The 21,192-nt window shown below is 63.8% G+C and carries 18 protein-coding genes; 1 reads left to right on the forward strand and 17 read right to left on the reverse strand.

The features are described 5' to 3' along the window. Positions 1-14: 14 nt before the first annotated feature. Positions 15-1,670 carry a ribonuclease J gene (locus AC27E8_RS07845; protein WP_487098851.1) on the reverse strand — a complete coding sequence of 552 codons (1,656 nt, stop codon included), beginning with the start codon at positions 1,668-1,670 and terminating at the stop codon, positions 15-17. Between the two features lie 470 nt (positions 1,671-2,140). Here AC27E8_RS07845 and AC27E8_RS07850 point away from each other — a divergent pair, with 470 nt between their 5' ends. Next, a complete protein-coding gene (locus AC27E8_RS07850) occupies positions 2,141-3,235 on the forward strand; it encodes a Glu/Leu/Phe/Val family dehydrogenase (RefSeq protein WP_487098850.1) in 1,095 nt (364 codons plus the stop codon). 54 nt (positions 3,236-3,289) lie between these two features. Here AC27E8_RS07850 and AC27E8_RS07855 read toward each other — a convergent pair whose 3' ends face one another. From AC27E8_RS07855 to AC27E8_RS07930, 16 genes are all read right to left on the reverse strand, one after another. Then, positions 3,290-4,048 (reverse strand): 3-hydroxyacyl-CoA dehydrogenase, encoded by a 759-nt coding sequence (locus tag AC27E8_RS07855; protein ID WP_487098849.1) that lies wholly within the window; start codon positions 4,046-4,048, stop codon positions 3,290-3,292. A gap of 32 nt (positions 4,049-4,080) precedes the next feature. Beyond that, positions 4,081-5,259, reverse strand: a complete 1,179-nt coding sequence (locus tag AC27E8_RS07860; protein ID WP_487098848.1) for a thiolase family protein — start codon at positions 5,257-5,259, stop codon at positions 4,081-4,083. 4 nt (positions 5,260-5,263) lie between these two features. Beyond that, positions 5,264-6,910, reverse strand: a complete 1,647-nt coding sequence (locus AC27E8_RS07865) for an acetate--CoA ligase (protein ID WP_487098847.1) — start codon at positions 6,908-6,910, stop codon at positions 5,264-5,266. A 36-nt stretch (positions 6,911-6,946) separates the two neighbouring features. After that, entirely contained in the window at positions 6,947-8,017 is a 1,071-nt protein-coding gene (locus tag AC27E8_RS07870) for an enoyl-CoA hydratase/isomerase family protein (RefSeq protein WP_487098846.1), read from the reverse strand. An 18-nt stretch (positions 8,018-8,035) separates the two neighbouring features. Continuing rightward, positions 8,036-9,478 (reverse strand): CoA-acylating methylmalonate-semialdehyde dehydrogenase, encoded by a 1,443-nt coding sequence (locus tag AC27E8_RS07875; protein ID WP_487098845.1) that lies wholly within the window; start codon positions 9,476-9,478, stop codon positions 8,036-8,038. Positions 9,479-9,502: 24 nt separating this feature from the next. After that, the gene (locus tag AC27E8_RS07880; protein WP_487098844.1) at positions 9,503-10,393 is read right to left on the reverse strand and encodes an NAD(P)-dependent oxidoreductase; all 891 of its coding nucleotides are present in this window, start codon (positions 10,391-10,393) and stop codon (positions 9,503-9,505) included. Positions 10,394-10,400: 7 nt separating this feature from the next. After that, entirely contained in the window at positions 10,401-12,143 is a 1,743-nt protein-coding gene (locus tag AC27E8_RS07885; RefSeq protein ID WP_487098843.1) for an acyl-CoA dehydrogenase family protein, read from the reverse strand. Between the two features lie 164 nt (positions 12,144-12,307). Continuing rightward, positions 12,308-13,573 carry a class I SAM-dependent rRNA methyltransferase gene (locus AC27E8_RS07890; protein ID WP_487098842.1) on the reverse strand — a complete coding sequence of 422 codons (1,266 nt, stop codon included), beginning with the start codon at positions 13,571-13,573 and terminating at the stop codon, positions 12,308-12,310. After that, positions 13,570-14,460 (reverse strand): 4-hydroxy-tetrahydrodipicolinate synthase, encoded by an 891-nt coding sequence (gene dapA / locus AC27E8_RS07895; RefSeq protein ID WP_014464200.1) that lies wholly within the window; start codon positions 14,458-14,460, stop codon positions 13,570-13,572. Before dapA ends, AC27E8_RS07890 begins: the two co-directional genes overlap by 4 nt. Positions 14,461-14,475: 15 nt before the next feature. Then, complete coding sequence (gene dapG / locus AC27E8_RS07900) at positions 14,476-15,693, reverse strand: aspartate kinase (RefSeq protein WP_487098841.1); 1,218 nt, start codon at positions 15,691-15,693, stop codon at positions 14,476-14,478. Positions 15,694-15,712: 19 nt separating this feature from the next. Next, entirely contained in the window at positions 15,713-16,750 is a 1,038-nt protein-coding gene (locus tag AC27E8_RS07905; RefSeq protein ID WP_487098840.1) for an aspartate-semialdehyde dehydrogenase, read from the reverse strand. 29 nt (positions 16,751-16,779) lie between these two features. Beyond that, the gene (locus AC27E8_RS07910) at positions 16,780-17,382 is read right to left on the reverse strand and encodes a dipicolinate synthase subunit B (protein ID WP_014464197.1); all 603 of its coding nucleotides are present in this window, start codon (positions 17,380-17,382) and stop codon (positions 16,780-16,782) included. Continuing rightward, positions 17,373-18,284 carry a dipicolinate synthase subunit DpsA gene (dpsA, locus tag AC27E8_RS07915; protein WP_487098839.1) on the reverse strand — a complete coding sequence of 304 codons (912 nt, stop codon included), beginning with the start codon at positions 18,282-18,284 and terminating at the stop codon, positions 17,373-17,375. Before dpsA ends, AC27E8_RS07910 begins: the two co-directional genes overlap by 10 nt. A 141-nt stretch (positions 18,285-18,425) precedes the next feature. Beyond that, entirely contained in the window at positions 18,426-18,875 is a 450-nt protein-coding gene (gene dut / locus AC27E8_RS07920; protein ID WP_041695129.1) for a dUTP diphosphatase, read from the reverse strand. 14 nt (positions 18,876-18,889) lie between these two features. After that, a complete protein-coding gene (locus AC27E8_RS07925) occupies positions 18,890-20,155 on the reverse strand; it encodes a M16 family metallopeptidase (protein WP_487098838.1) in 1,266 nt (421 codons plus the stop codon). Between the two features lie 50 nt (positions 20,156-20,205). Next, the gene (locus AC27E8_RS07930) at positions 20,206-21,168 is read right to left on the reverse strand and encodes a polysaccharide deacetylase family protein (protein ID WP_487098837.1); all 963 of its coding nucleotides are present in this window, start codon (positions 21,166-21,168) and stop codon (positions 20,206-20,208) included. Positions 21,169-21,192: the final 24 nt, after the last annotated feature.

Consider the following 21,192-nt stretch of genomic DNA (forward strand, 5'->3'; position numbering starts at 1 on the left):
GCAGCCCTTGGCCATCACGCCTCCATAATGATGGGCAGGATCATCGGACGGCGCCGCGTCTGTTCGTACAGGTACCTGCCGAGTGTATCGCGGACCGCCGTCTTCAGCGAAGACCACTCGCTCACGTTGTCCGAGACCAGTTTGCTGAGTGTGCTCTCCACGAGGCGATTCGCCTCGTCCAAAAGCGCCTCTGACTCGCGCACATAGACGAACCCGCGCGAGATGATGTCGGGACCCGACAGGATGTGTCCTGTCGTCTTGGACAGGGTGACCACCACGACCAGGATGCCGTCCTGCGACAACAACTTGCGATCTCGCAACACGATATTGCCGACATCTCCCACGCCGAGCCCGTCGATCATCACGGATCCAGCCGGCACCTTGCCGCCGAGTCGGGCGCGCCCGTCTTCAAATTCGACCACATCGCCAATCTCCGTGATGAAGATGTGGTCCGGCTGAATGCCGAGTTGCATGGCGAGATCGGCGTGAATTCGCTGCATGCGAAACTCGCCGTGAACCGGGAGGAAGTACTTCGGGCGCACGAGTTGGAGCATCCACTTGAGCTCTTCCTGGCTTCCGTGCCCTGAGGCGTGCACGCCGCGGTAAATCACGTGAGCTCCCGCGCGGAACAGCTGATCGATGGTCCTCGCCACGAACTTTTCGTTGCCCGGAATGGGCGAACTCGCTAACACCACGGTGTCGCCCGGCACGATTTCGATCTTCCGATGCGCGGCGCGAGCCATGCGCGTGAGCGCGGACATAGGCTCTCCTTGACTGCCCGTGGAGAGGATGACCACCTTTTCTGGCGGCAACTTGTTGACCTCGTCGGGATCGATGAGCGTGTCCGGCTGCGCCTCCAAATACCCGAGTTGCAGCGACGTCTGGACATTGTTGACCATGCTGCGGCCGACAATGGCGACCTTGCGACCATGTCGCTCCGCCGCCCGAATCATCAGTTGCAGGCGGTGGATGTTGGACGCAAAAGTGGACAGAATGACGCGCCCAGGGGCCTGACTGATGATCTCGTCAATCCGAATCCCGACCGTCATCTCGGACGGCGTGTAACCGGGCCGCTCTGCATTCGTGCTGTCGCCGACGAGCGCGAGCACGCCCCGCGCCCCCCACTGCGCCAACTTATGAATGTCCGCGTGCCGCCCGTCGATTGGCGTCTGATCGAACTTGTAGTCGCCCGTGTGGATGACAATACCTTCCGGCGTTTCGATGGCAAACCCGACCGTGTCCGGAATGCTATGGTTCACGTAAAAGGGAGACACTGCGAATTGGCCGAGCTGAACGCGCGACTTGCCGTCCATCGTCACGAGCTTCACGTCGTGAACGCCCGCCTCGCGCAGCTTGTTCTCGACGAGACCGAGCGTCAACCGCGTCCCGTACACTGGCACCTTGATCTCCCGAAGCACGTACGGAAGCCCGCCGATATGGTCCTCGTGTCCGTGCGTCAGAAAGATGCCGCGAATTTTCTCGCGATTCTCGACCAAAAACGTGATATCCGGAATGACGATATCGATGCCGAGCATATCTTCGTCGGGAAACTTCAGCCCCGCATCGACCACAATCATGTCCTGCCCGTACCAATACAACGTCATGTTCTTTCCAATCTCCCCGACTCCGCCGAGCGGGATGATGGAAAGTCTCGATTTGGATCTTGGCATTTTGCACCTCCGTTGCCACACTTATGGAATCCAGCGACACGATCACGACCCGCCCGCCCGGTCTCTTTTCGCACTTCCCTCAACATGCAAAAAAAAGCCCGCTCAGACCAAGGCCGTGTCTTTCTGTGCATCGAACGCGCTCAAACGGACCACCCGACCCGTTCCATCCGCTTTCACGCCATTCGTTGTCTCCGCGCCAGGTTTCGCACGCCCCTCGCGCGAATAAGCCGCACATGTCACTATCAGTGTCATTATACTCCCGTTCGGATCCTCATACAACCATCCATCGCCGCCTAACGCGCGAACAAGGAATCCGACCGACCGCGGCGTCGCCCACAAGATGTAGTCTTGAATCAGAAATCATGCTACAATTGAGGCTGATTGAAAGCGCTTGCAATTGCGCGAGCGCCGCCCTATCGTTCTGGTAGGACCGCCGGAGCGGTATACTCAGTGGGGAGGTCTTCAACGACATGGAACTGTTTACCCGCATGGCCCAATACGACTACGAACAGGTGGTGTTCTGCTACGACGAGGCCTCGGGCTTGCGCGCCGTCATTGCCATCCACGACACGACGCTCGGCCCTGCGCTCGGCGGGTGCCGGATGTGGACCTACGCGTCCGAAGAAGATGCGGTCGTCGACGCGCTGCGCCTGGCGCGTGGCATGACCTACAAGGCGGCCGCGGCCGGACTGAACCTCGGCGGCGGCAAGACCGTCATCATGGGAGATCCTCGCAAGGACAAGAGTGAGGCCCTGTTTCGCGCCCTCGGGCGGTATATCCACAGCCTGGGCGGACGTTACATCACCGCCGAAGACGTCGGCACCACCGTTCAGGACATGGATCTCATCCACCTCGAGACGCCGTACGTGTGCGGCATCTCGCCGAGTTACGGTTCGAGCGGCAACCCGAGCGGCATGACCGCCCTTGGTGTCTTTCGCGGGATCCAGGCGAGTGCCAAGTATCTCTACGGCACGGACGATCTCGCCGGGCGCCGCGTCGCGATTCAGGGGCTGGGAAGTGTCGGGTACGAACTAGCTCGCCTCCTGCGAGGGGCCGGAGCCCAACTGCTTGTGGCCGACGTCAACCCTCTGCAGGTAGAACGGGCGGTCAACGAATTCGGCGCACAGGCGCTGTCTCCTCAAGACATCCTGAGCGCTGACTGCGACATCGTCGCGCCGTGCGCACTGGGCGCGGTCTTGAACGACGAGACGATTCCGCGGATCCGGGCGCAGATCATCGCAGGCTCAGCGAACAACCAACTGGCCGAGGAGCGGCACGGAGACATGTTGCACGAGCGAGGTATTTTGTACGCACCGGATTACGTGATCAACGCCGGTGGATTGATCAACGTGGCGGACGAGCTCGAAGGGTATCATCCGGATCGCGCTCGGTCGAAGGTCGAGCGAATTTACGAGATTATGCTCAACCTGTACAAGCTCTCGGCCGAGCGGGGCATTCCGACGCATCGGGCCGCTGATGAGATGGCCATGAAGCGCATCGAAACCCTGCGGCAGGTCCGGAGCACGCACCTGGGTCATCACGAACCGCTGCGTCGCGGGCGCTGATCTGAAAAAGTGCGAGGCGCGGGGACCTACCCCGCGCCTTTCGTATCCGCCCATTCACCTCGGTTGCATCCGCAGCGCCCCGTCCAGGCGGATGACTTCGCCGTTCAGCATGGCGTTTTCCACGATATGCCGCGCCAAGAACGCGTACTCGCGCGGCCGTCCCAGCCGCTGCGGGAACGGTACCTGCTGCCCGAGCGACTGGCGCGCGGCCTCGGGCAGGCCCATGAGAAGCGGCGTCTCAAAGATGCCCGGCGCGATGGCCACCACGCGAATGCCGTACGCCGCCAGCTCTCGCGCCGCGGGAAGCGTGAGCCCGACGATGCCGCCCTTGGACGCCGAGTAGGCCGCCTGGCCAATCTGACCCTCGTACGCCGCGATGGACGCGGTGTTGATGATCACCCCCCGCTCGCCGTCTTCAAGCGCTGGCGCCTCGGCTACGCGCGCCGCCACGAGGCGCAACACGTTGAACGTACCGACGAGATTGATCTGGATCACGCGCGCGAAGCTCTCCAGCGCATGCACGCCGCGCTTCGAGAGAATTTTTTCCGCCGTGGCGATCCCGGCACAGTTCACGGCGCCCCGGAGCACGCCGCCCTCCGCAGCTTCGTCCACCGCGCGGCGCACCGCGTCTTCGTCCGTCACGTCCACGCGGAAAAACTGGCCGCCGATCTCCTCCGCCACTCGCTTTCCTCGTTCCTCCTGAATATCGAAGATGGCGACGCGCGCGCCGGCCTCGGCGAACGCCCGCGCTGTCGCTTCGCCGAGCCCGGACCCGCCGCCTGTCACAATGAACGTCGCGCCTTCAAGTTTCATTCCGCAACCTCCCTGATCTTCCTACTGCCATTTCAGGCATCCATCCGCTCGATCACGGTCGCGTTCGCCATGCCCGCCCCTTCACAAATGGCGATGAGCCCATAGCGCCCTCCGCGATCCTCGAGCGCGTTTAACAGCGTCGCCGCAATTCGGGTCCCCGTCGCGCCGAGCGGATGTCCGAGCGCGATGGCGCCTCCATGGACGTTCACGCGGTCCCACGGCGCGCCAATCTCCTTTTGCCACCCTAAGACCACGGGCGCGAACGCCTCGTTCACCTCGAACAGATCGATGTCTTCGACCTTGAGCCCAGCGTTCTGCAACACCTTTTCGGTCGCCGGAATCGGACCGGTCAACATCGTCACGGGGTTCACGCCCACCACGCTGAACGCGACAAACCGCGCGCGCGGCCGCAGTCCCAGCTTCTCCGCTGTCTCCTTGCGCATAACCAGCGCTGCGCTGGCGCCATCCGAGATCTGGCTCGCGTTGCCGGCGGTGATGAGTTCCAGATCGGGGAAGGCCGGCTTCAGCGACAACATCTTCTCGAGGGAGGTGTCCGTCCGAATGCCCTCGTCCTCTTCGAACCATCCCGACGACTTGGCAAGCGAAAGCGGCACCGGCACGATCTCGCGCCGAAACTTCCCTTCGCTCCTGGCGTTAGCCGCCAATTGATGGCTCCGCAGGCCGAACCGGTCGAGATCCTCCCTGGAAAAGCCCCATTCCTTCGCCAAGAGCTCGGCACCGAGCGCCTGATCGAAGAAGGAGCGGTTGTACTGGCGCATGTGATAACGCGCTTCCAGCGATTCCGTCATCGGCGTGCCATAGACGCCAATGGAACACATCATCGGCACGCGCGACATTGCCTCGACGCCACAGGCGATGGCGATCTCGTACGCCCCGCTCATCACCCCCTGCGCCGCGAAGTGAAGCGCTTGCAAGCTCGATCCACACTGGCGATCGATGGTGCACCCCGGTACCGACTCCGGGAGCCCCGCCGCAAGCCAGGCATTTCGCGCGATGTTCACCGCCTGATCGCCAATCTGCGTCAGGCACCCTGCGATCACGTCGTCCACCGCCTCGGGCGGCAACTGGTTGCGCTCGACGATGGAGCGCAGAACGTGTCCCAAAAGATCCACCGGGTGCACGTCCTTCAGTGCGCCGTTTCTGCGCCCGATGGGCGTGCGGATAGCGTCGACGATCACGGCCTCGTACATGATGTCACCCTCCCTGCCCCGCGTTCAGCTCGCGGTGCCGCTTCCACTCTCGCTCTCTGAGCTCGACGCGGCGAATCTTCCCCGACGTCGTCTTCGGCAAATCTTCCACAAACTCGATTGCGCGCGGATACTTGTAGGGCGCGGTGATCCGCTTCACGTGCTCCTGAAGTTCGCGCACCAGCGCTTCGCGCCGCTCGCCGTCGGATGCCAACTCTCGGTGAAGGTTGAAATCCTTCAAGACGACGAACGCCTTGACAATCGCACCCCGCACCTCATCCGGGCTCGATACCGCCGCGCACTCGCGCACCAGCGGATGTTTCACAAGGGCATCCTCCACCTCAAACGGCCCGATGGTGTATCCCGCGCTGATGATGATGTCGTCCGCCCGGCCGCTGAACCACAGATAGCCATCCTGGTCTTTCTCGGCGCGATCGCCCGTGATGTACCACGCGCCACGAAACTGAGCCTCCGTCCGCTCCTCGTCCTTGTAATAGCCCCGAAAGAGGGCCGGGAAGTCCCGCCTGACCGCGATGTCTCCGACCTGGCCCGGCGGAAGCGACCTGCCCTCTTCGTCGACAATGTCGACAGCCCCTTCCACCGTCGGCAGCCCCATGGACCCGGGGCGCACCTCCGTATTGACGCACGTCGCGACAAGAAGCGTGTTCTCGGTCTGCCCGTACCCGTCGCGCACGGTGATCTGAAAATGCCGCCGGAACGTATCGATGACCTCCCGATTGAGAGGCTCGCCCGCGCTCACGGCCTGGCGCAGCGACGAGAGGCGAAACCTGTCTAGTCCATCCACCTTCGCCATCATCCGATATTCCGTAGGGGTCGCGCAGAGCACATTCACCCCTTCTTCGTCGATGAGCCGAAGGAACGTCTCCGCGTCGAAACGGCCGCCGTAGTGAAACCCTGTGGCTCCCGACATGAGCGTGGCGACGAATGGACTCCAGATCCACTTCGCCCATCCGGGCCCGGCGGTGGCCCACACGACGTCGTCCGGCTCAATGCCAAGCCAGCGCTTCGCAGCGATGTGCCAGTGCGCATATGCCCAGCCGTGGACGTGCATCACGCCTTTGGGGTAGCCCGTCGTGCCGGAGGTGTACGACAGGAAGGCGAGATCGTCCCGACGGGTCGGAACCACGTCCCACTCTCCGGGTGCGCCGCGCACGAGGTCCTCGTACGCCAAAAAGCCTTCGCGCGAGCCCTCCACCACCACGCGCAACTGCACCCACGGCGCCTCGGCGATGGCCGCCTCGGCCCGCTCCGCGAGTGCTGCGTGGGCGATCACGCCCTTCGCCTCCGCATGCTTCAGGCGATAGGCGATGTCGTTCGGCATGAGCAATTCCGACCCCGGCAGAACCACGGCGCCGATCGAGAGGATGGCGAGATACACGGCGTAGGTCTCCGGGCGGCGCGGCATCAACACCAGGACCCGGTCGCCTTTTCGAAGGCCGAGATCGTGAAGGGCGCGCGCCAGGCGAAGGGACTCGCGGCGAAGTTCACCGTAGGTCAGCGTCCGCTTCGCTCCGGTTTCCGAGCGCCACACGAGCGCGCGCCTCGACTCGTCCCGGTCCAAAATGGCGCCCGCGATGTTAAACACGTCCGGCGCCAGAAGGTCCGCAAATGCAGCGGTTTGGGTTGGCTCCATCTCACGACGCTCCTCTCCAGGAAGCTCATGGGGCGCTTAATCGGCAAACGGGATGGAAAGGTGAGTGATGGGTTCGAAAAACGCTTCCACTTCGTCGGGCGTCACGCTCGCCAGGTCGGCGTGACGCCACCGGGGGCGCCGGTCCTTGTCGACGAGCTGGGCGCGCACCCCTTCGACAAAATCGCCCCGGCGAATGAATTGAAGAGCGAGATTGAGATCGGTCTCCAGGACCTCGCGGTACGTGGCGTTCCGCGCGCGGCGGAGCGCCTCGAAGGTCACCGCCAACGAGAGCGGCGAGCGCTGGCGCAGGACATCGAGCGCCTGCGCGGCGAACGGGTCGCGCGTGGATCCCTCCTGCAGGCGAGCCAAGATGTCGGAGAGCGACGGGCTGTCGAAGTATGCCTGCACCCGCTGGAGAAAGGTTGCGACCTCCTCGGATGGCCGGTGCTCTGGGGTAAGCCTTTCTTTCAACCAGCGCTGGAGTTGCTCCGCGGTTTCTCCCTGTTCACCTCGCTTCGCGAGCTCCGCCTCAAAGGACGGGCGCTCGCCGCTCGCGAGCCAGCCGTTGGCCACGCCCGCCGCGAGGAGCACATCGGCCCCAACGGACTCGCCGGTGAGCGCCAGATAATGCCCGAGCCCACCCTGCATTCGGCTGAGCGCGTGGCACATGCCGACGTCCGGAAAGAAGCCGATCCCGGTCTCGGGCATGGCAAACCGCGTGCGGTCCGTCGCGACCTTCCACGCCGCGCCATACGTGAGCCCAACGCCGCCTCCCATCACGATGCCGTCCCACAGCGCGACGACCGGCTTTGGAAACCGCGCGACGCGATCGTCGAGCGCGTACTCCTCGGAGAAAAAGGCGGCCGCGGTGTCGAGATTCGGTTCATCCTTGGCGTCGTACAGCGCACGGATGTCGCCGCCGGCGCAGAAGGCGCGGTCGCCCTCGCCGTACAGCACCACGAGTTGGATCGACGGATCCTGCGCCATCTCGTCCAAGTGATGGCGAAGAACGCGGATCATCTCGAGGCTGAGCGCGTTCAACTGCTTCGGGCGGTTGAGTGCGAGCCAAGCGACCGAACCTGTCCTTCGAAACACAATGCTGTCCATAGTCCACCTCGCTTGAAGTCAAAACCAACGCGTCGAGACAACCTTTCTTCGCGTGAAGAACTGAACGAGTTCCTTGCCGTTCTCGCCCGTCACGCCGTAAAAGGAGTCCTTGTGTCCTCCGAACGGGAAGAAGGCCACAGGCAGCGGAACGTTGACGTTGATGCCCACCATGCCGGCGTCAATGCGATCGCGGAACACCTGTGCGGCCTTGCCGCTCTGCGTGTACAGGATGGCGCCGTTTGCATAGCGCGAGCGATTCGCGATGGCAATGGCCTCGTCGAGATCGCGCGCCCGCACGACGGAAAGCACAGGGCCGAACAGCTCTTCCTGCCAGACGCGCATCTCAGGCGTGACGCCATCGAGCAAGCACGGGCCGAGATAAAATCCTTCCGGGTGTTCCTCGATGGCCGGCCGGCCGTCGACCACGAGCCGCGCAGACATCGCGGCTTCGTCGACGTAGGCCCGGACGCGATCGCGATGTTCCTTTCGAATCAGCGGCGTGACATCGACGCCTTCCTCAAAACCGTGGCCAATCTTCATGCGCCGCGCGCCCTCGGCCAGCCGCTCCACCACTTCATCTGCGACGGAGCCCACGGCCACGACGACGGAGGTGGCCATGCAGCGCTGGCCGCCGTTGTGAAACGCCGCGCGCAGAATGCCGTCGACGGTCGGCTCGAGCACCGCGTCTTCCAGCACAATGGCGTGGTTCTTCGCGCCCGCGAAGGCCTGTACCCGCTTGTGGTGGCGCGCGGCCGTCTCGTACACGTAGGCGGCCGTCCTCGTCGAGCCGGTGAAGTTCACGGCGACAATCTCAGGATGCGTCAGGATGGCGTCCACAGCCTCCTTGCCGCCGTTCACCGCTTGAAGTACGCCCGGGGGCAACCCCGCTTCGTGAAACATCTCGACCAAGCGAAGGGTGGTCATCGGCGTCTGCTCCGACGGCTTCAGGATCAGCGCGTTGCCCGTGACGACGGCCCACCCCATCACCCACAAGGGGATCATGGCCGGGAAGTTGAACGGCGTGATGCTCGCGACAACGCCCAGGGGATATCGGTAGTACGTCTGCTCCAGACCCTCGGACACCTCGGCGAGCGATTCGCCCATCATCAGCGTGGGCGCGGACAAGGCGTGTTCAAGTCCCTCGATACCGCGATCCACCTCGGCTTGCGCGTCCAGGTAGCTCTTTCCGTGCTCCGTCGTGATCATCTTCGCGATGTTGTCCCGCTCCGCCTTCAGCTTCGCCAGGAAATCGAACACCACCCGAGCCCGCTTGACGACGGGCACGCGGCTCCACGAAGCAAACGCCCGCTTCGCGCCCTCGACGGCACGCGCCACGTCGGCGTGTGCCGATAGCGGCGCCTCGGCGATCACCTCGCCTGTCGCAGGGTTGTAGACCGGTACGGCGCCTTCGCTCTCAACTTCCACCCAAGTTCCATTCACGTAGTTCTGGAGACGGCGCATGCAGGTTCCCCTCTTTCCAGGCGATCACGCCCGTTGCTCGTTCTTGACATCCTGGATGTAGCGGTACATGGCGGCCATGTCGAGATCCGCGTATCCGCGTTCCGCCGCCTTTTCGTACATGTCAATCAGCACGTCGGTCATCGGCAACTCGAGTCCTTTGGCCGCGGCCATGTCCTTGGCGAGGTGCAGGTCTTTAATGAGAAGCCTCGTGGTAAAACCGGGTTCGTAGAAATCCTTCGAAATAAACAATTTCCAGTTGCGCTCGTAGATTCGGCTCTGGCCGTAGCTCACGTTGAGGATGGAAAACAACTGCGCGAGGTCCATCCCCATCTCGCCTGCGAACGTGAGCGCCTCGGCCACCGCAAGTGTGTAATATCCAATGAAGTAATTGTTGACCAGCTTCACCACCGATCCGGCGCCGACGTCCTCGCTGATGTGAAACACGTTTTGGCCGATGAGGTCGAGCAGCGGCTTCGCGCGGTCAAAGGCCGCCTTTGCCCCGCCCACCATGACGGTGAGCGACCCATCCACCGCTCGTTCGACGCCGCCCGAGACCGGGGCGCCGAGATAGTCGATGCCGCGATTCGCGAGCGCCTCGGCGACCTGGTGATTCACCTGAGGCGACACGGTGCTGAAGTCAATCACGAGCTGCCCCACGCGCCCCTCCTGGCTCACGAGTTCGCCGAACACCTGGGTCACTTCTGCGGGCCCTGGCAGGCTTGCGCACAACACGTCCGCCGCGCGCACCACGTCGAGAGCGGATTCACACGCTTTGCCGCCCTCTTGCGCGAACGCGTCTCGAGATCGCTCCACGACGTCATAGCCGTACACCTCATACCCGCCGCGCACCAAATTCAGGCTCATGGGCAGCCCCATCTTGCCGAGCCCCAAAAATCCAACCACCGGTTTTTCCATGAGTCTCTCACCTCACCCTATCCAATACGTACTCTGCGATGGCCTGAAGTTGGCCGATCTCGTCCGGGTAGTCCAAGCCATCAAGCTTCACGCCGACGTGGCGAGCGGCCTCGAGGAGCGGTGTGACACCATGGCGAACCGCGTCCGCCCAGGCGACGGCGGCGAGCTCCGCGCCGAGATCGCGCGCAGGCCCTCGTCCGTCCGCGGCGAGAGCGACCCGCACAAGCGCGGACTCCAACGCGTACATCCACATGTGGGCATCCGCGAGCCGACGCACGAGGGGCTGCTCATCCACGAGTCTCGCGCCCTCACGGGCTACTGCCGCCTCGACGACAGTCTCAAAGCCCGTCTTCATGGCCCGAAGCACCTGTTCCGCGCCCTCGAGGGTCGCGCGAAGACGGCCTGCAGGGAGAGCTGCGGCTAAGGAAGCCGATCCACCAGGCGCGGTCGACGATGCGGCGCTTGATGAACAAGCGCTTGCTTCCCGAGCGCGAGACGAAATCAGGTCCCGCACAATCGCCAGCCGGTTGATCTCGTTTGTCCCTTCGAAAATGCGCGTGATCCGCGCGTCTCGGTACATCCGCGCAATTTCGTAGTCCTCCATGTAGCCGTATCCGCCGTGAATCTGCACCGCCTCGTCGATAACGAACGCCTGAACCTCCGTGGCAAGCACCTTGTTCAGCGAACACGCGGCGATACACGACGACAGAGCCGAAGCCACGCTGCGCACCTTCTCCTCCGGCTCGAGGTCCGACCGGAACGCGAGGTCCAGCGCTCGTTTCTTGCCTGGGGCGAGTTCCCCCGCCGTTCGATAGGCCGCGCTCCGCGCCACAAAGTACCGCGCCGCCATGTAGCCGAGCTTTTCCCGGATCATGCCGAACGACGCGATGGATACGCCGAACTGGCGGCGCTCCTTGGCGTACGCCGCGGCAATCCGGATGGCTCGCCTCGTTTGCCCCAGTGCGTAGAGCGCCATCTTGTGCCTTGCGAGATTGAGAACGGAAAGGGCAATCCGGTGTCCATGACCACGCGCGCCGAGCAGGGCCGACGCCGGAACCTCCACGTCGTCGAGGATCAGGGAGGCCGTCGGGCTCGCGTGAATGCCCACCTTGTTCTCCTCCTTGCCGACGGAAACACCAGGTCGATCTCGATCCACCACGAAGGCGGTCATGCCACGGCCGGCAAGCTGCGCGAACACCACAAACACGCCGGCCACGCGCGCGTTCGAGATCCACTGTTTTTGCCCAGACAACACGTAGCACCCGCGCGCTTCGTCCGGGCGGGCGCTGGTCTTTCCGTGGAGCGCGTCGGATCCCGCATCCGGTTCCGTGAGCGCGTACGACGCGATGACTTCGCCGGCCGCGAGCTGCGGCAGGTACGCCGCGCGCTGCGCTTCGTCGCCGAAGTACAGAATCGGGTGAAGCGCAACCCCGCTGTGAATGTTGATGGACACGCCGAATCCTGCCGTTTCCCCCAGCGTCTCCGAGACCAACAGGGACGCGAGAGCATCCAATTCCAGCCCGCCGTACTTTTCCGGCAGATCCACGCCGATGAGGCCCAATTCCCCGGCCTTGTGATAAAGCGCTTTCAGGACAGCGACGTCGCCAGACTCGAGCGCCTCCATGCGCGGAAGCACGTCTCGTTCCACGAAGGATCGGGCCGTTTCCTCAATGAGATCATGCTCGTCGCTTCGGCGCTCCGGCGTGAGCGCGTCTTCGAAACCTAGGTGAAATTCCTGGGTGACATCCACCGTGCGACGCATCTCCTTCCGCCGAGCCGTATGCAAACGGTTTCAAGTAGGTCCACAAGTTCATGCGAACCCTCGCCCGGCTCGCGCACAACATTATGCAATCATTGTATAGATTCACTATACCCCGACGGCGACCTGGAGCGCAAGGGTCCGGCGCAGTCGGCTCACCGCCGACTGCGCACCTCGTAGATGAGAAACTTCAGGTAGTGCTGTTCTGGGGCGCCGGCGATTTGGGGGTGATCGCTTGCGGCGCGCGCGTCGCGCACGACCCGCAGCACCTTGTGGGCATCGACAGCCGCCTCCAGGACGGTCTCCCGAAACCGCTCGGGCGACATGTGGTAGGAACAGCTCGCCGTGACGAGGAAGCCGCCCTCCCGCAGGATGCGCATGGCGCGGAGGTTAATCTCCTTGTAGCCTCTCGCCGCGCTATCGACGGAGTGCCGCGACTTCGCAAAAGCCGGCGGATCCAGGATGACCACGTCGTAACGCGCGCCGCGCGCATCCTGTTCGCGCAGGTAATCGAACGCGTTGGCCACGGCGAAGTCTATCCGATCCCACACGCCGTTTCGTTGAGCGTTGCGCCGCGCGAGCTCCACGGCGTCCGCAGAGATGTCCACCGCTGTGACGTGTGCCGCACCGTAGTGCAGCGCATGCACGGCGAACGCGCCCGTATGGCAGAAACAGTCGAGCACATGGGCGCCGTCGAGATCTCCCGGAGCTTCGCCGAACAGTGCACGCCGCGCCGTCCAGCCCGTCATGAGCGGTCGAATCGCCGCCCGGTTCTCCGACTGATCCCAAAAATACCCTGTCTTTTGGCCTTCGCGCAGATCCACAGCGAATGTGAGCCCGTTGTCGATCACGTCGACCACGTCGGGGACCTCGCCGTACACCGTCTCCACCACCAGAGGCAGCCCCTCCAGTGCTCGCACGGGCACGTCGTTTCGCGCCAGGATCCCGACGGGCTTGTACACTTTGACAAGCGCTTCAAGCGCCTGCGCAAACAGCCGCTCCATGCCCGCCGTCAGCACCTGGGCGACGAGCACCTCGCCGAACCGATCCACGACAAGCCCAGGCACAAAATCTGCCTCGCCGTACACGGCGCGTCCATAAGAGAGCGCCTGCGGGTGAAACCTGCGGCGGTACTCCAGCGCCTGTTGAAAGCGCCGGATGAAAAAATCGACATCGATGGGCTCGCCTTGCCGATAGGTCAGGACGCGCGCAAAGATCTGCGACTGGGGATTCGCGTAGCCGCGGGCCAAAAAGACGCCTTGGTGATTCACGATGTCGACGAGATCGCCCGGAGCGAGCGGGCCTTCCACCCGCTCCACCTCCGAGCGATAAATCCAGGGATGACCTTGTTCCAAGCGCCGCCTTCGATCACGGCGCAGGACGAGGCGCGTTGGCAACAGCCCGTCTCTCCTCTCTGTCATGCGCTTGCCTCAATGACCCCGAGCGCGTTCAGAAGCGTATACAGGTGATCGCGCAGCGCCTTCGAGGCCGGCACAAGCGGCGAGCGGACGGATCCCACGTCGATGCCGATTAGGGAAAGCGCCTCCTTCACCGGGGCCGGGCTCGCCTCCATAAACATGGCTTCAAAGATGGGCAACAGCCGTGCACTCCAGTAGGCCGCCTCGTCCACCTGCCCTTGCCAGAACAGATCCATCATCGTGCGGATCTGCCGGCCGACGACGTGGCCCGCGACGCTCACGACGCCCGCGGCGCCAATGGCGAGCATGGGCAGCGTGAACTTGTCGTCCCCGCTGTAGAGAAGAAAGTCATCTGGCTTTTCGGCTGCAATGCGGAGGATCTGCGAAAAATCGCCGCTCGCCTCCTTGAGCGCGACAATGTTCGGGATGGCCGCCAGCTGAAGCGCGGTCTGCGGCTGCAGATTGACCCCCGTGCGCCCCGGCACGTTGTACAACATCACGGGCAAGGTGGTCGATTCCGCGATGTTGGCGAAGTGCATGTACAGCCCTTCCTGGGACGGGCGGTTGTAATACGGAGTCACGAGCATGACCGCCTGCACGCCGAGACGGGCGGCCTCGAGCGTGAGCTCAATGGAATCCTTGGTGGAGTTGGTGCCCGTGCCGGCAATCACCGGAATCCGGCCGTCCACCGCCCGAAGGGTGGCATCGAACAGGCGCAGCTTTTCCGAGTGGCTCAGAGTCGGCGATTCGCCTGTCGTCCCGCACACGACGACCGCGGTCGTGCCCGTGTCAATCAGGTGATCCACAAGCCGCCGCAGCCGCCCCTCGTCGAGCGCACCCGTGGCATCGAAGGGCGTGACCATTGCCGTGATCAGACTTCCAAAATCCATACGCATCTCCCCTGTTCAGGTTCCGGAAAGATGAAAGGCGCGGTGAAGGGCGCGAACTGCGTCTTCCATCTGACTTCCATCGACCAGCACCCAGATGGTCGTGTGCGAATCCGCGGACTGCAAGATCTCGATCCCGGCCTCGGCCAGCGCGTCCACAATTCGAGCCATCACGCCAGGAACGCCCATCATGCCCGCGCCAACGGCGGATACCTTCGCACATCCGGGCCGCGTCTCGACTCGGTAGCCGAGCTGAGACAGGTGGTGGACAGCGGCATCGGCGAGCGCGTCCGGTACGGTGAACGCCACCTCCGAAGGCGTCACCGAGATGAAGTCCACGGAGATGCGGTGTTCCGCCATCAGGCGAAAGATGGACGACGCCCCGATGCCCTCGCCCCGTACACGAATCTGCGTGACGTTCGGCGTATGCGCAATCCCGGTGACGTAGCGATCCATCACGCGGCCGTGCTCCAAATGCGCTGCGGCCTGCGTCACGAGCGTGCCGGGATCGTCCGACAGGGTGCTTCGCACCCGGATGGGCACGTTGCCCTGCATCGCGAGCTCCACGGCCCGCGGGTGAATCACCTTCGCCCCCTGGTAGGCCATGTTACAGATCTCAGTATACGTCACCTGGCGCAGCTGGCGCGCGTCCTCCACGATGCGCGGATCCGCGGTCATGATCCCGGAGACGTCGGTGAAGATGTCGACCACTTCCGCCCCGAGCGCCACGCCGAGGGCGGTGGCCGTCGTGTCGCTCCCACCTCGCCCGAGCGTGGTCACGTCGCCGGACTCCGTGCAGCCCTGGAATCCCGTCACGACCGCGATTTCACCCGCTTCGAGCGCGGCCCGCAGCCCATCCGTGCGCACGTCCAGGATGCGCGCATTGCCAAAGTCGTCCGAGGTGACAATCCCAGCCTGCGCTCCGGTGAAGACGCGCACCCGGTGGCCCCGACTGCGAAGCTCGTGCGCAAAGACCACCGCCGAGATAATCTCGCCGCAGCTCATCAGGAGGTCGCGATCCCGCGGGTCGGGCTCGTGGCCTGCGCCATCCCCCGAATCCAACAGGCTGAGAAGCGTGTCCGTCGCATATGGGTCTCCGCGCCGCCCCATGGCGGAGACCACCACGGCGACCGCATACCCCTCGTCCAAGGCGCGCTCGACGTGGCGGTACGCCGCGCGCCTTGTCTCCGGTGTCGCCACGGACGTGCCCCCAAACTTCTGCACCACAATCTTCACAACGGCTCGACTCCTTCGCTCAACGCGCCATCTCGATGAGTTTCTCAGCTATCTGCACCGCGTTCCACGCCGCGCCTTTTAGCAAGTTGTCGGCGACGATGAAAAGGAGAATCGTGCACGGATCTTCTAAATCCTGGCGAATACGGCCGACGAACGTCTCCCCGCGATCCTCCACCATCCGAGGGTGCGGATAGGCGCAGGACGCCGGATCGTCGACCAACACGACGTTTTCGGCGTTTGCGAGGCGCTCGCGGACCTCTCCGACGGTAACCGGTTGGCGGAAGCGCACCGCGACCGACTCGGCATGACCGTACAGGACGGGCACGCGTACCGCTGTAGGGGTCACGCGCAGCGATGGGAGCTCCAGGATCTTTCTCGACTCGTTGACGAGCTTCATTTCCTCCTTGGTGTAGCCGTTGTCGAGGAAGATGTCGCACTGCGGAATCACGTTAAACGCCATGGGCACGTGCCGGTCCTGTTTGACCACCGGGAACACCGTGGTCACATCGCGCTCACCGGCTTCCGTCCGCCGGACCTCCTCTAAGAGGGCGTCAATCGCCCGCTGACCCATGCCACTCACGGCCTGATACGTCGAGATGGTCACGTGCTCGAGGCCAAAGTCGCGCAGCGCATGCAGCACCACCACCAATTGAATGGTCGAGCAATTCGGATTCGCGATAATGCCGCGATGATGCGCGAGGGCGTGCGGGTTGACCTCCGGCACGACGAGCGGCACGTCCTCATGCATCCGGAACGCCGACGAGTTGTCGATCACGACGGCGCCGCGCTCCACGGCGACTGGTGCCCATTCTTCGCTCGCGGACGCGCCGGCGCTGAACAAGGCGATGTCCACGCCGTCGAATGAGTCAGGCTGGACGGCCTGGACGGTGAGTTCCTCGCCTCGGAACGGGATGCGCGTCCCCGCCGACCGAGGGGAAGCGAGAAGTCGAACCTCTCCGACCGGAACGCCGCGGCGTTCGAGCGTGGACAACATCCGCCTGCCCACCGCGCCCGTTGCGCCGAGAATCGCGATGTGATACCGATCTTTTCTCTCCATCCCCAAACTCCTTCTCCCAGAATCCGCGCTCAAGGCCTATCTTCGCGCCAGCGTTCGATGAGCACCGGCTGGAGTTGGCGCCCTTCGAGCGCAGCCGCGACGGTATCAGGAATCAACCGCATGAGCGCAACAAGCGAGTTCATTTTAACATGCGGCGCATCCTGGCCAAACGGCACAAAATAGATGTTCTTCGCGTTCATGAGCGTCGCGATGTTGTACAAGCTCAAGCCTAGCCCATCATTGGTGGAGATGGCAACCACGACAGGCCGGCCGTTGCGCAGGGTGGCCTTGGCCGCCATCAGGACCGGGGAGTCGGTGTTGGCATGCGCGAACCTGCTCAAGGTGCTGGCCGTGCAAGGCGCGATGACGAAGGCGTCGAGCGCCTTGGACGGCCCGAGAGGCTCGGCCTCCGGAATCGTGGTGATGGCCTGGTTGCCCGTGACTTCTTCAATTTTCCGAGCCCACTCTCCCGCCTTGCCAAACCTCGTATCGGTGTGCATCACGTGGTGGGAAAATACAGGAATGACGCGCGCGCCGAGATCGCACAGACGCTTGACTTCTGGGAATATCTCTTCGTAAGTGCAGTGACTCCCGGTCACGCCAAAGCCGATAGTCTTTCCGCTCAGATCCATAGCTCTTCCTCCTCGAACTCCGGCTCGTCGTCGTCTGCCAACATGCGCGTGATGGATGCCGCGATGATCCGCCCGGCCGTCCGCGGCGCGACAAGTCCCGGCAGACTCGGCGTGAGAATGGCCTTGATGCCTCGCCGCTCGGCGTACCGAAAGTCCGTGCCGCCGGGCTTGGACGCGATATCGATGATCACCGCTTCCCGTCGCATTCGCTTGAGCACGGCCGCGGGCAGCACCATGGCTGGAATGGTGTTGAACACGATATCCGCGTCGTGCACGGCATGCTCAATGTGTTTCAGGGGTACGGGGGTGAGCGACTGCTCGTGGATCCGGGCGAGATCGCGCGGGTCCGACGCGCACACGTGGACGACGGCCCCCATGGCGTGCAACTTGTGCGCGAGGGTTTGGCCACACCGCCCGAAGCCGAGAACGACGGTCTTGGCGCCGTGCAGCGTGATGTCTGTCTCTTGCATCGCGATGGCAATGGCCCCTTCGGCAGTGGGAATCGAATTCAAAATCGCCACGTCGTCGAGTTCCATCAACCTCACCAGGCGGAGCGAGTATCGTTCGCACCACTCCGTGAGCACGCGATGCGCGATGCCCGTGAAGACGAAGGTGCCAGGCCGCATGGCCTGAAAATGGGACTCTTTCAATTCCACGGGCTGCGGCGCGAAAGCGGTATCGACGCGCCCGTCGTCCTCCATGCCCGCGACGGGCAGCACGAGCGCGTCCGCCTGCGCAAACACCGCCTCACTCGGCTCGGCAAATGTCGTGTCGGCAAACGTCCGCCCGAGCTCCGAGAAGCCGATGAGCGTGGCGCTCGCGTCGTTGTCGGTGATCTGCGCGATGACTTCCAACTGACGCCTGTCACCGCCGACGAAGACCAGGTGTTTCCCAGTGAGCATCGAGGTCACCTCGCCATTGGCATGCGCCATAGCTTATGACGCCCGCCCACGAGGGGTGCGCACGAAAAGAGGCCCAGGTGCCCGCTGACACCTGAGCCTCCTACCTGGCCCTCCTCGATATGGAGTTGTCGAGGTGAGAGATTACACTCGCCCCGTCGATCCAAATCCGCCAGCGCCGCGCGCCGTGGCGCCGAGATGGTCGACCGCCACAAGGCGCGCCACATAGATGGGCGCAATGACGAGCTGAGCGATGCGCTCCTTCGGTTGCAGGACAAACTCCTGCGCGCCGAGGTGGTGAAGCGGAACGACGATCTCGCCCGTATAGTCACTGTCGATGACCCCGACGCCATTCGCGAGCGCGATGCCGTGTTTGGCTGCGAGCCCACTTCGCGCGTATACGAGGGCGACCGCGTCCCGTCGCGGCAGTTGAATGGCGAGGCCCGTTGGCACGGGTACAATCTCGCCCGGCCGCACGACCCGGGGTGCTTCCAGGCAAGCGCGCAAATCCATCCCAGCGGAGCCCTCCGTGGCGTACTGAGGGAGATCGTCAGGGGTGAGGAGGGGCGACACGATTTGGACTTTGACCTCCATCTCCCACCCCTCCATCATGACGACACACACACCTTTGCGGCGCGATCGAACGCGAACTCAGCGAGCGGCCCAACAGCCGCGAGCGCGAACCCGTGGCTCAAGACGTCCTCGGCAACGCGCTGGATGTCCTCGGGCGCAACCGCATCAATGCCCGCGAGGGTCTCCTCGAGCGGGACCTCGCGGCCGAGCAGAATCTCGTTTTTCGCCAGCCGGCTCATCCGGCTCCCTGAGCTCTCGAGCCCAAGCATGAGCGCCCCTTTCACCTGTCGCTTGGCTTTTTCGAGCTCGTCGCGAGAAATGGGCTCTTGCCACATGCGCGCCGTGACCTGTTGAACGAGCGCCAGGACCTCCTCGGCCGTCTCTGGCGAGGTGCCCACGTAAATGCCGAACATGCCCGCATCGCGGTAGCCCGTGTGAAAGGAGTACACCGAGTAGGCCATCCCGCGCTCCTCCCGAATTTCCTGAAACAAGCGGGAGGATTGCGTACCTCCGAGCACGTTGTTCAACAGAAGCAGTGGATACAATTCGCGCGATCCGGCCGGATACCCCGGCGCCGCCAAACAGATGTGCACCTGCTCGATGTCCTTATCTTCGGTTGTCACGGTCTTGTGGAAAGGCGGGGGGACTAACGCCGGGGCGCCATCCGCGCCTTTGCTCAACCCGCCGAAGACGCGCTCCACTTCGCGAATCACCACATCCTCGGGGACATGCCCCGCGACCGAAACCACCATGCGCTCCGGCCGGTAGTGCCGGTTCACGTACCGGACGAGGTCCTCCCGCGAAAACCGGAGCAGATTTTCGTCGCGGCCGAGAATGGTGTACCCCAGCGGATGCTCCCCATAGACGCCGCGCGCAATCAGATCCATGACGAGCTCGTCCGGCGTGTCCTCGTACATGCGGATCTCCTCGATCACGACGCGCTTTTCCTTTTCCATCTCTTCAGGCGCGAAGCGCGAATCCGTGAGCATCTCGGCCAGGGTTTCGAGCGCAATGGAGAAATGCTCATCGAGCACGCGCGCGTAAAAGCACGTGAACTCCTTCGCGGTGAACGCGTTCACCTGGCCGCCGAGATCGTCAAACAAATGCGCCAATTCCTTGGCGGAGTGGCGCGACGTCCCTTTGAAAAACATATGTTCAAGAAAGTGGCTGATGCCGTTCTCGCTCTGGGATTCATAGCGAGATCCGGTTTCCACCCAGATCCCCAAGCTCACCGAGCGGATGGAGGACATCTCTTCCCCCACCACGCGAATCCCGTTTCTCAATGTGGTTCGGTATGTCAACCGCATGGCCTCCTACATCGCTGATGACGCCGTCGCGCGGCGCCGCGCCTTCATGAGCGGATGGTCTCCCGCGCCAGGACCGTGGGCGGTGTCACGGCCGGCCGCTCGTCGATCACGTCTTCCACTGTCTTCATCCGGTACCCACGCGTCTCGAGCCAGCGAATGACCGCTGGGAGCGCCTCGACGGTCGACGCCGTCGGGTGCATGAGCACGAGCGCGCCTGGCTCTGCCCCCCGCTGCACCCGCGCCACAATGTCGGAGGGAGGCGGGTTCCTCCAGTCCACGGTGTCCGCCGTCCACAGGATGGCGTACATGCCGCGCGACTTTGCGAGCGGCGCGAGGCGGGCATCGTACGAGCCGGCGGGCGGCGCGATGAGCCGCGGCGCTCTGCCGGTGATGGCCGCGAGTAGTCGGTTCGTTTCGTCGATCTGCGCCGCCAGCTTCGCGTCGCTCAGCCGCCGAAAGTCCGGGTGTCCGTATCCGTGGGATTCCACGGCGTGCCCGTCTCGAGCCATGGCGCGGACGAGATGGGGAAACTTCTTCGCCCAGGCGCCGTCGACAAAGAACGTCGCCTTCACGTGCGCGTCCCGCAAGATCTGAAGCATCCTCGGAACGTACGCCTCGCCCCAGGACACGTTCACCATGAGGGCGACAGACTTTTCCTCCCTCGGACCGCGATAGATCACATCAGGCGGGAGGTCCCGGAGCCGCACCTTCGGCGGCACCACCCGCCACACGAGGTGAAGCGCGCCGTCGTGGAACCGCGCCGTCTCACGCTCGCTCGCCGCCGCATCGAGGGCAAAGCCGGAGAGGCCGGGAATGTTGTGCCACACGCGGTCTCGCCGGGCATCCACAGGAGGATTCGCCCACGCGCGGCTCACCTCCTCCCACACGCGCACCGACGAGGCGGGCGCCGGTTGGGGTGCAACGTCCGCGCGTGTCCAGAACAAGGCGCCGAACGTCCAAATGCATGCACCCGCGCATACACCAAGGGCCATCTGCCTTGGCTTCATCAGGCATCCCTCCATCCGCATTCC

The organism is Alicyclobacillus sp. CIJ1, assembly GCF_057538885.1.

What these genes read in the sequence shown, in the direction of transcription:
- AC27E8_RS07845 (WP_487098851.1), bottom strand. Translation starts at nt 1,670, where the DNA reads ATGCCAAGATCCAAATCGAGACTTTCCATCATCCCGCTCGGCGGAGTC.
- AC27E8_RS07850 (WP_487098850.1), top strand. Translation starts at nt 2,141, where the DNA reads ATGGAACTGTTTACCCGCATGGCCCAATACGACTACGAACAGGTGGTG.
- AC27E8_RS07855 (WP_487098849.1), bottom strand. Translation starts at nt 4,048, where the DNA reads ATGAAACTTGAAGGCGCGACGTTCATTGTGACAGGCGGCGGGTCCGGG.
- AC27E8_RS07860 (WP_487098848.1), bottom strand. Translation starts at nt 5,259, where the DNA reads ATGTACGAGGCCGTGATCGTCGACGCTATCCGCACGCCCATCGGGCGC.
- AC27E8_RS07865 (WP_487098847.1), bottom strand. Translation starts at nt 6,910, where the DNA reads ATGGAGCCAACCCAAACCGCTGCATTTGCGGACCTTCTGGCGCCGGAC.
- AC27E8_RS07870 (WP_487098846.1), bottom strand. Translation starts at nt 8,017, where the DNA reads ATGGACAGCATTGTGTTTCGAAGGACAGGTTCGGTCGCTTGGCTCGCA.
- AC27E8_RS07875 (WP_487098845.1), bottom strand. Translation starts at nt 9,478, where the DNA reads ATGCGCCGTCTCCAGAACTACGTGAATGGAACTTGGGTGGAAGTTGAG.
- AC27E8_RS07880 (WP_487098844.1), bottom strand. Translation starts at nt 10,393, where the DNA reads ATGGAAAAACCGGTGGTTGGATTTTTGGGGCTCGGCAAGATGGGGCTG.
- AC27E8_RS07890 (WP_487098842.1), bottom strand. Translation starts at nt 13,573, where the DNA reads ATGACAGAGAGGAGAGACGGGCTGTTGCCAACGCGCCTCGTCCTGCGC.
- dapA (WP_014464200.1), bottom strand. Translation starts at nt 14,460, where the DNA reads ATGGATTTTGGAAGTCTGATCACGGCAATGGTCACGCCCTTCGATGCC.
- AC27E8_RS07905 (WP_487098840.1), bottom strand. Translation starts at nt 16,750, where the DNA reads ATGGAGAGAAAAGATCGGTATCACATCGCGATTCTCGGCGCAACGGGC.
- AC27E8_RS07910 (WP_014464197.1), bottom strand. Translation starts at nt 17,382, where the DNA reads ATGGATCTGAGCGGAAAGACTATCGGCTTTGGCGTGACCGGGAGTCAC.
- dpsA (WP_487098839.1), bottom strand. Translation starts at nt 18,284, where the DNA reads ATGCTCACTGGGAAACACCTGGTCTTCGTCGGCGGTGACAGGCGTCAG.
- dut (WP_041695129.1), bottom strand. Translation starts at nt 18,875, where the DNA reads ATGGAGGTCAAAGTCCAAATCGTGTCGCCCCTCCTCACCCCTGACGAT.
- AC27E8_RS07930 (WP_487098837.1), bottom strand. Translation starts at nt 21,168, where the DNA reads ATGAAGCCAAGGCAGATGGCCCTTGGTGTATGCGCGGGTGCATGCATT.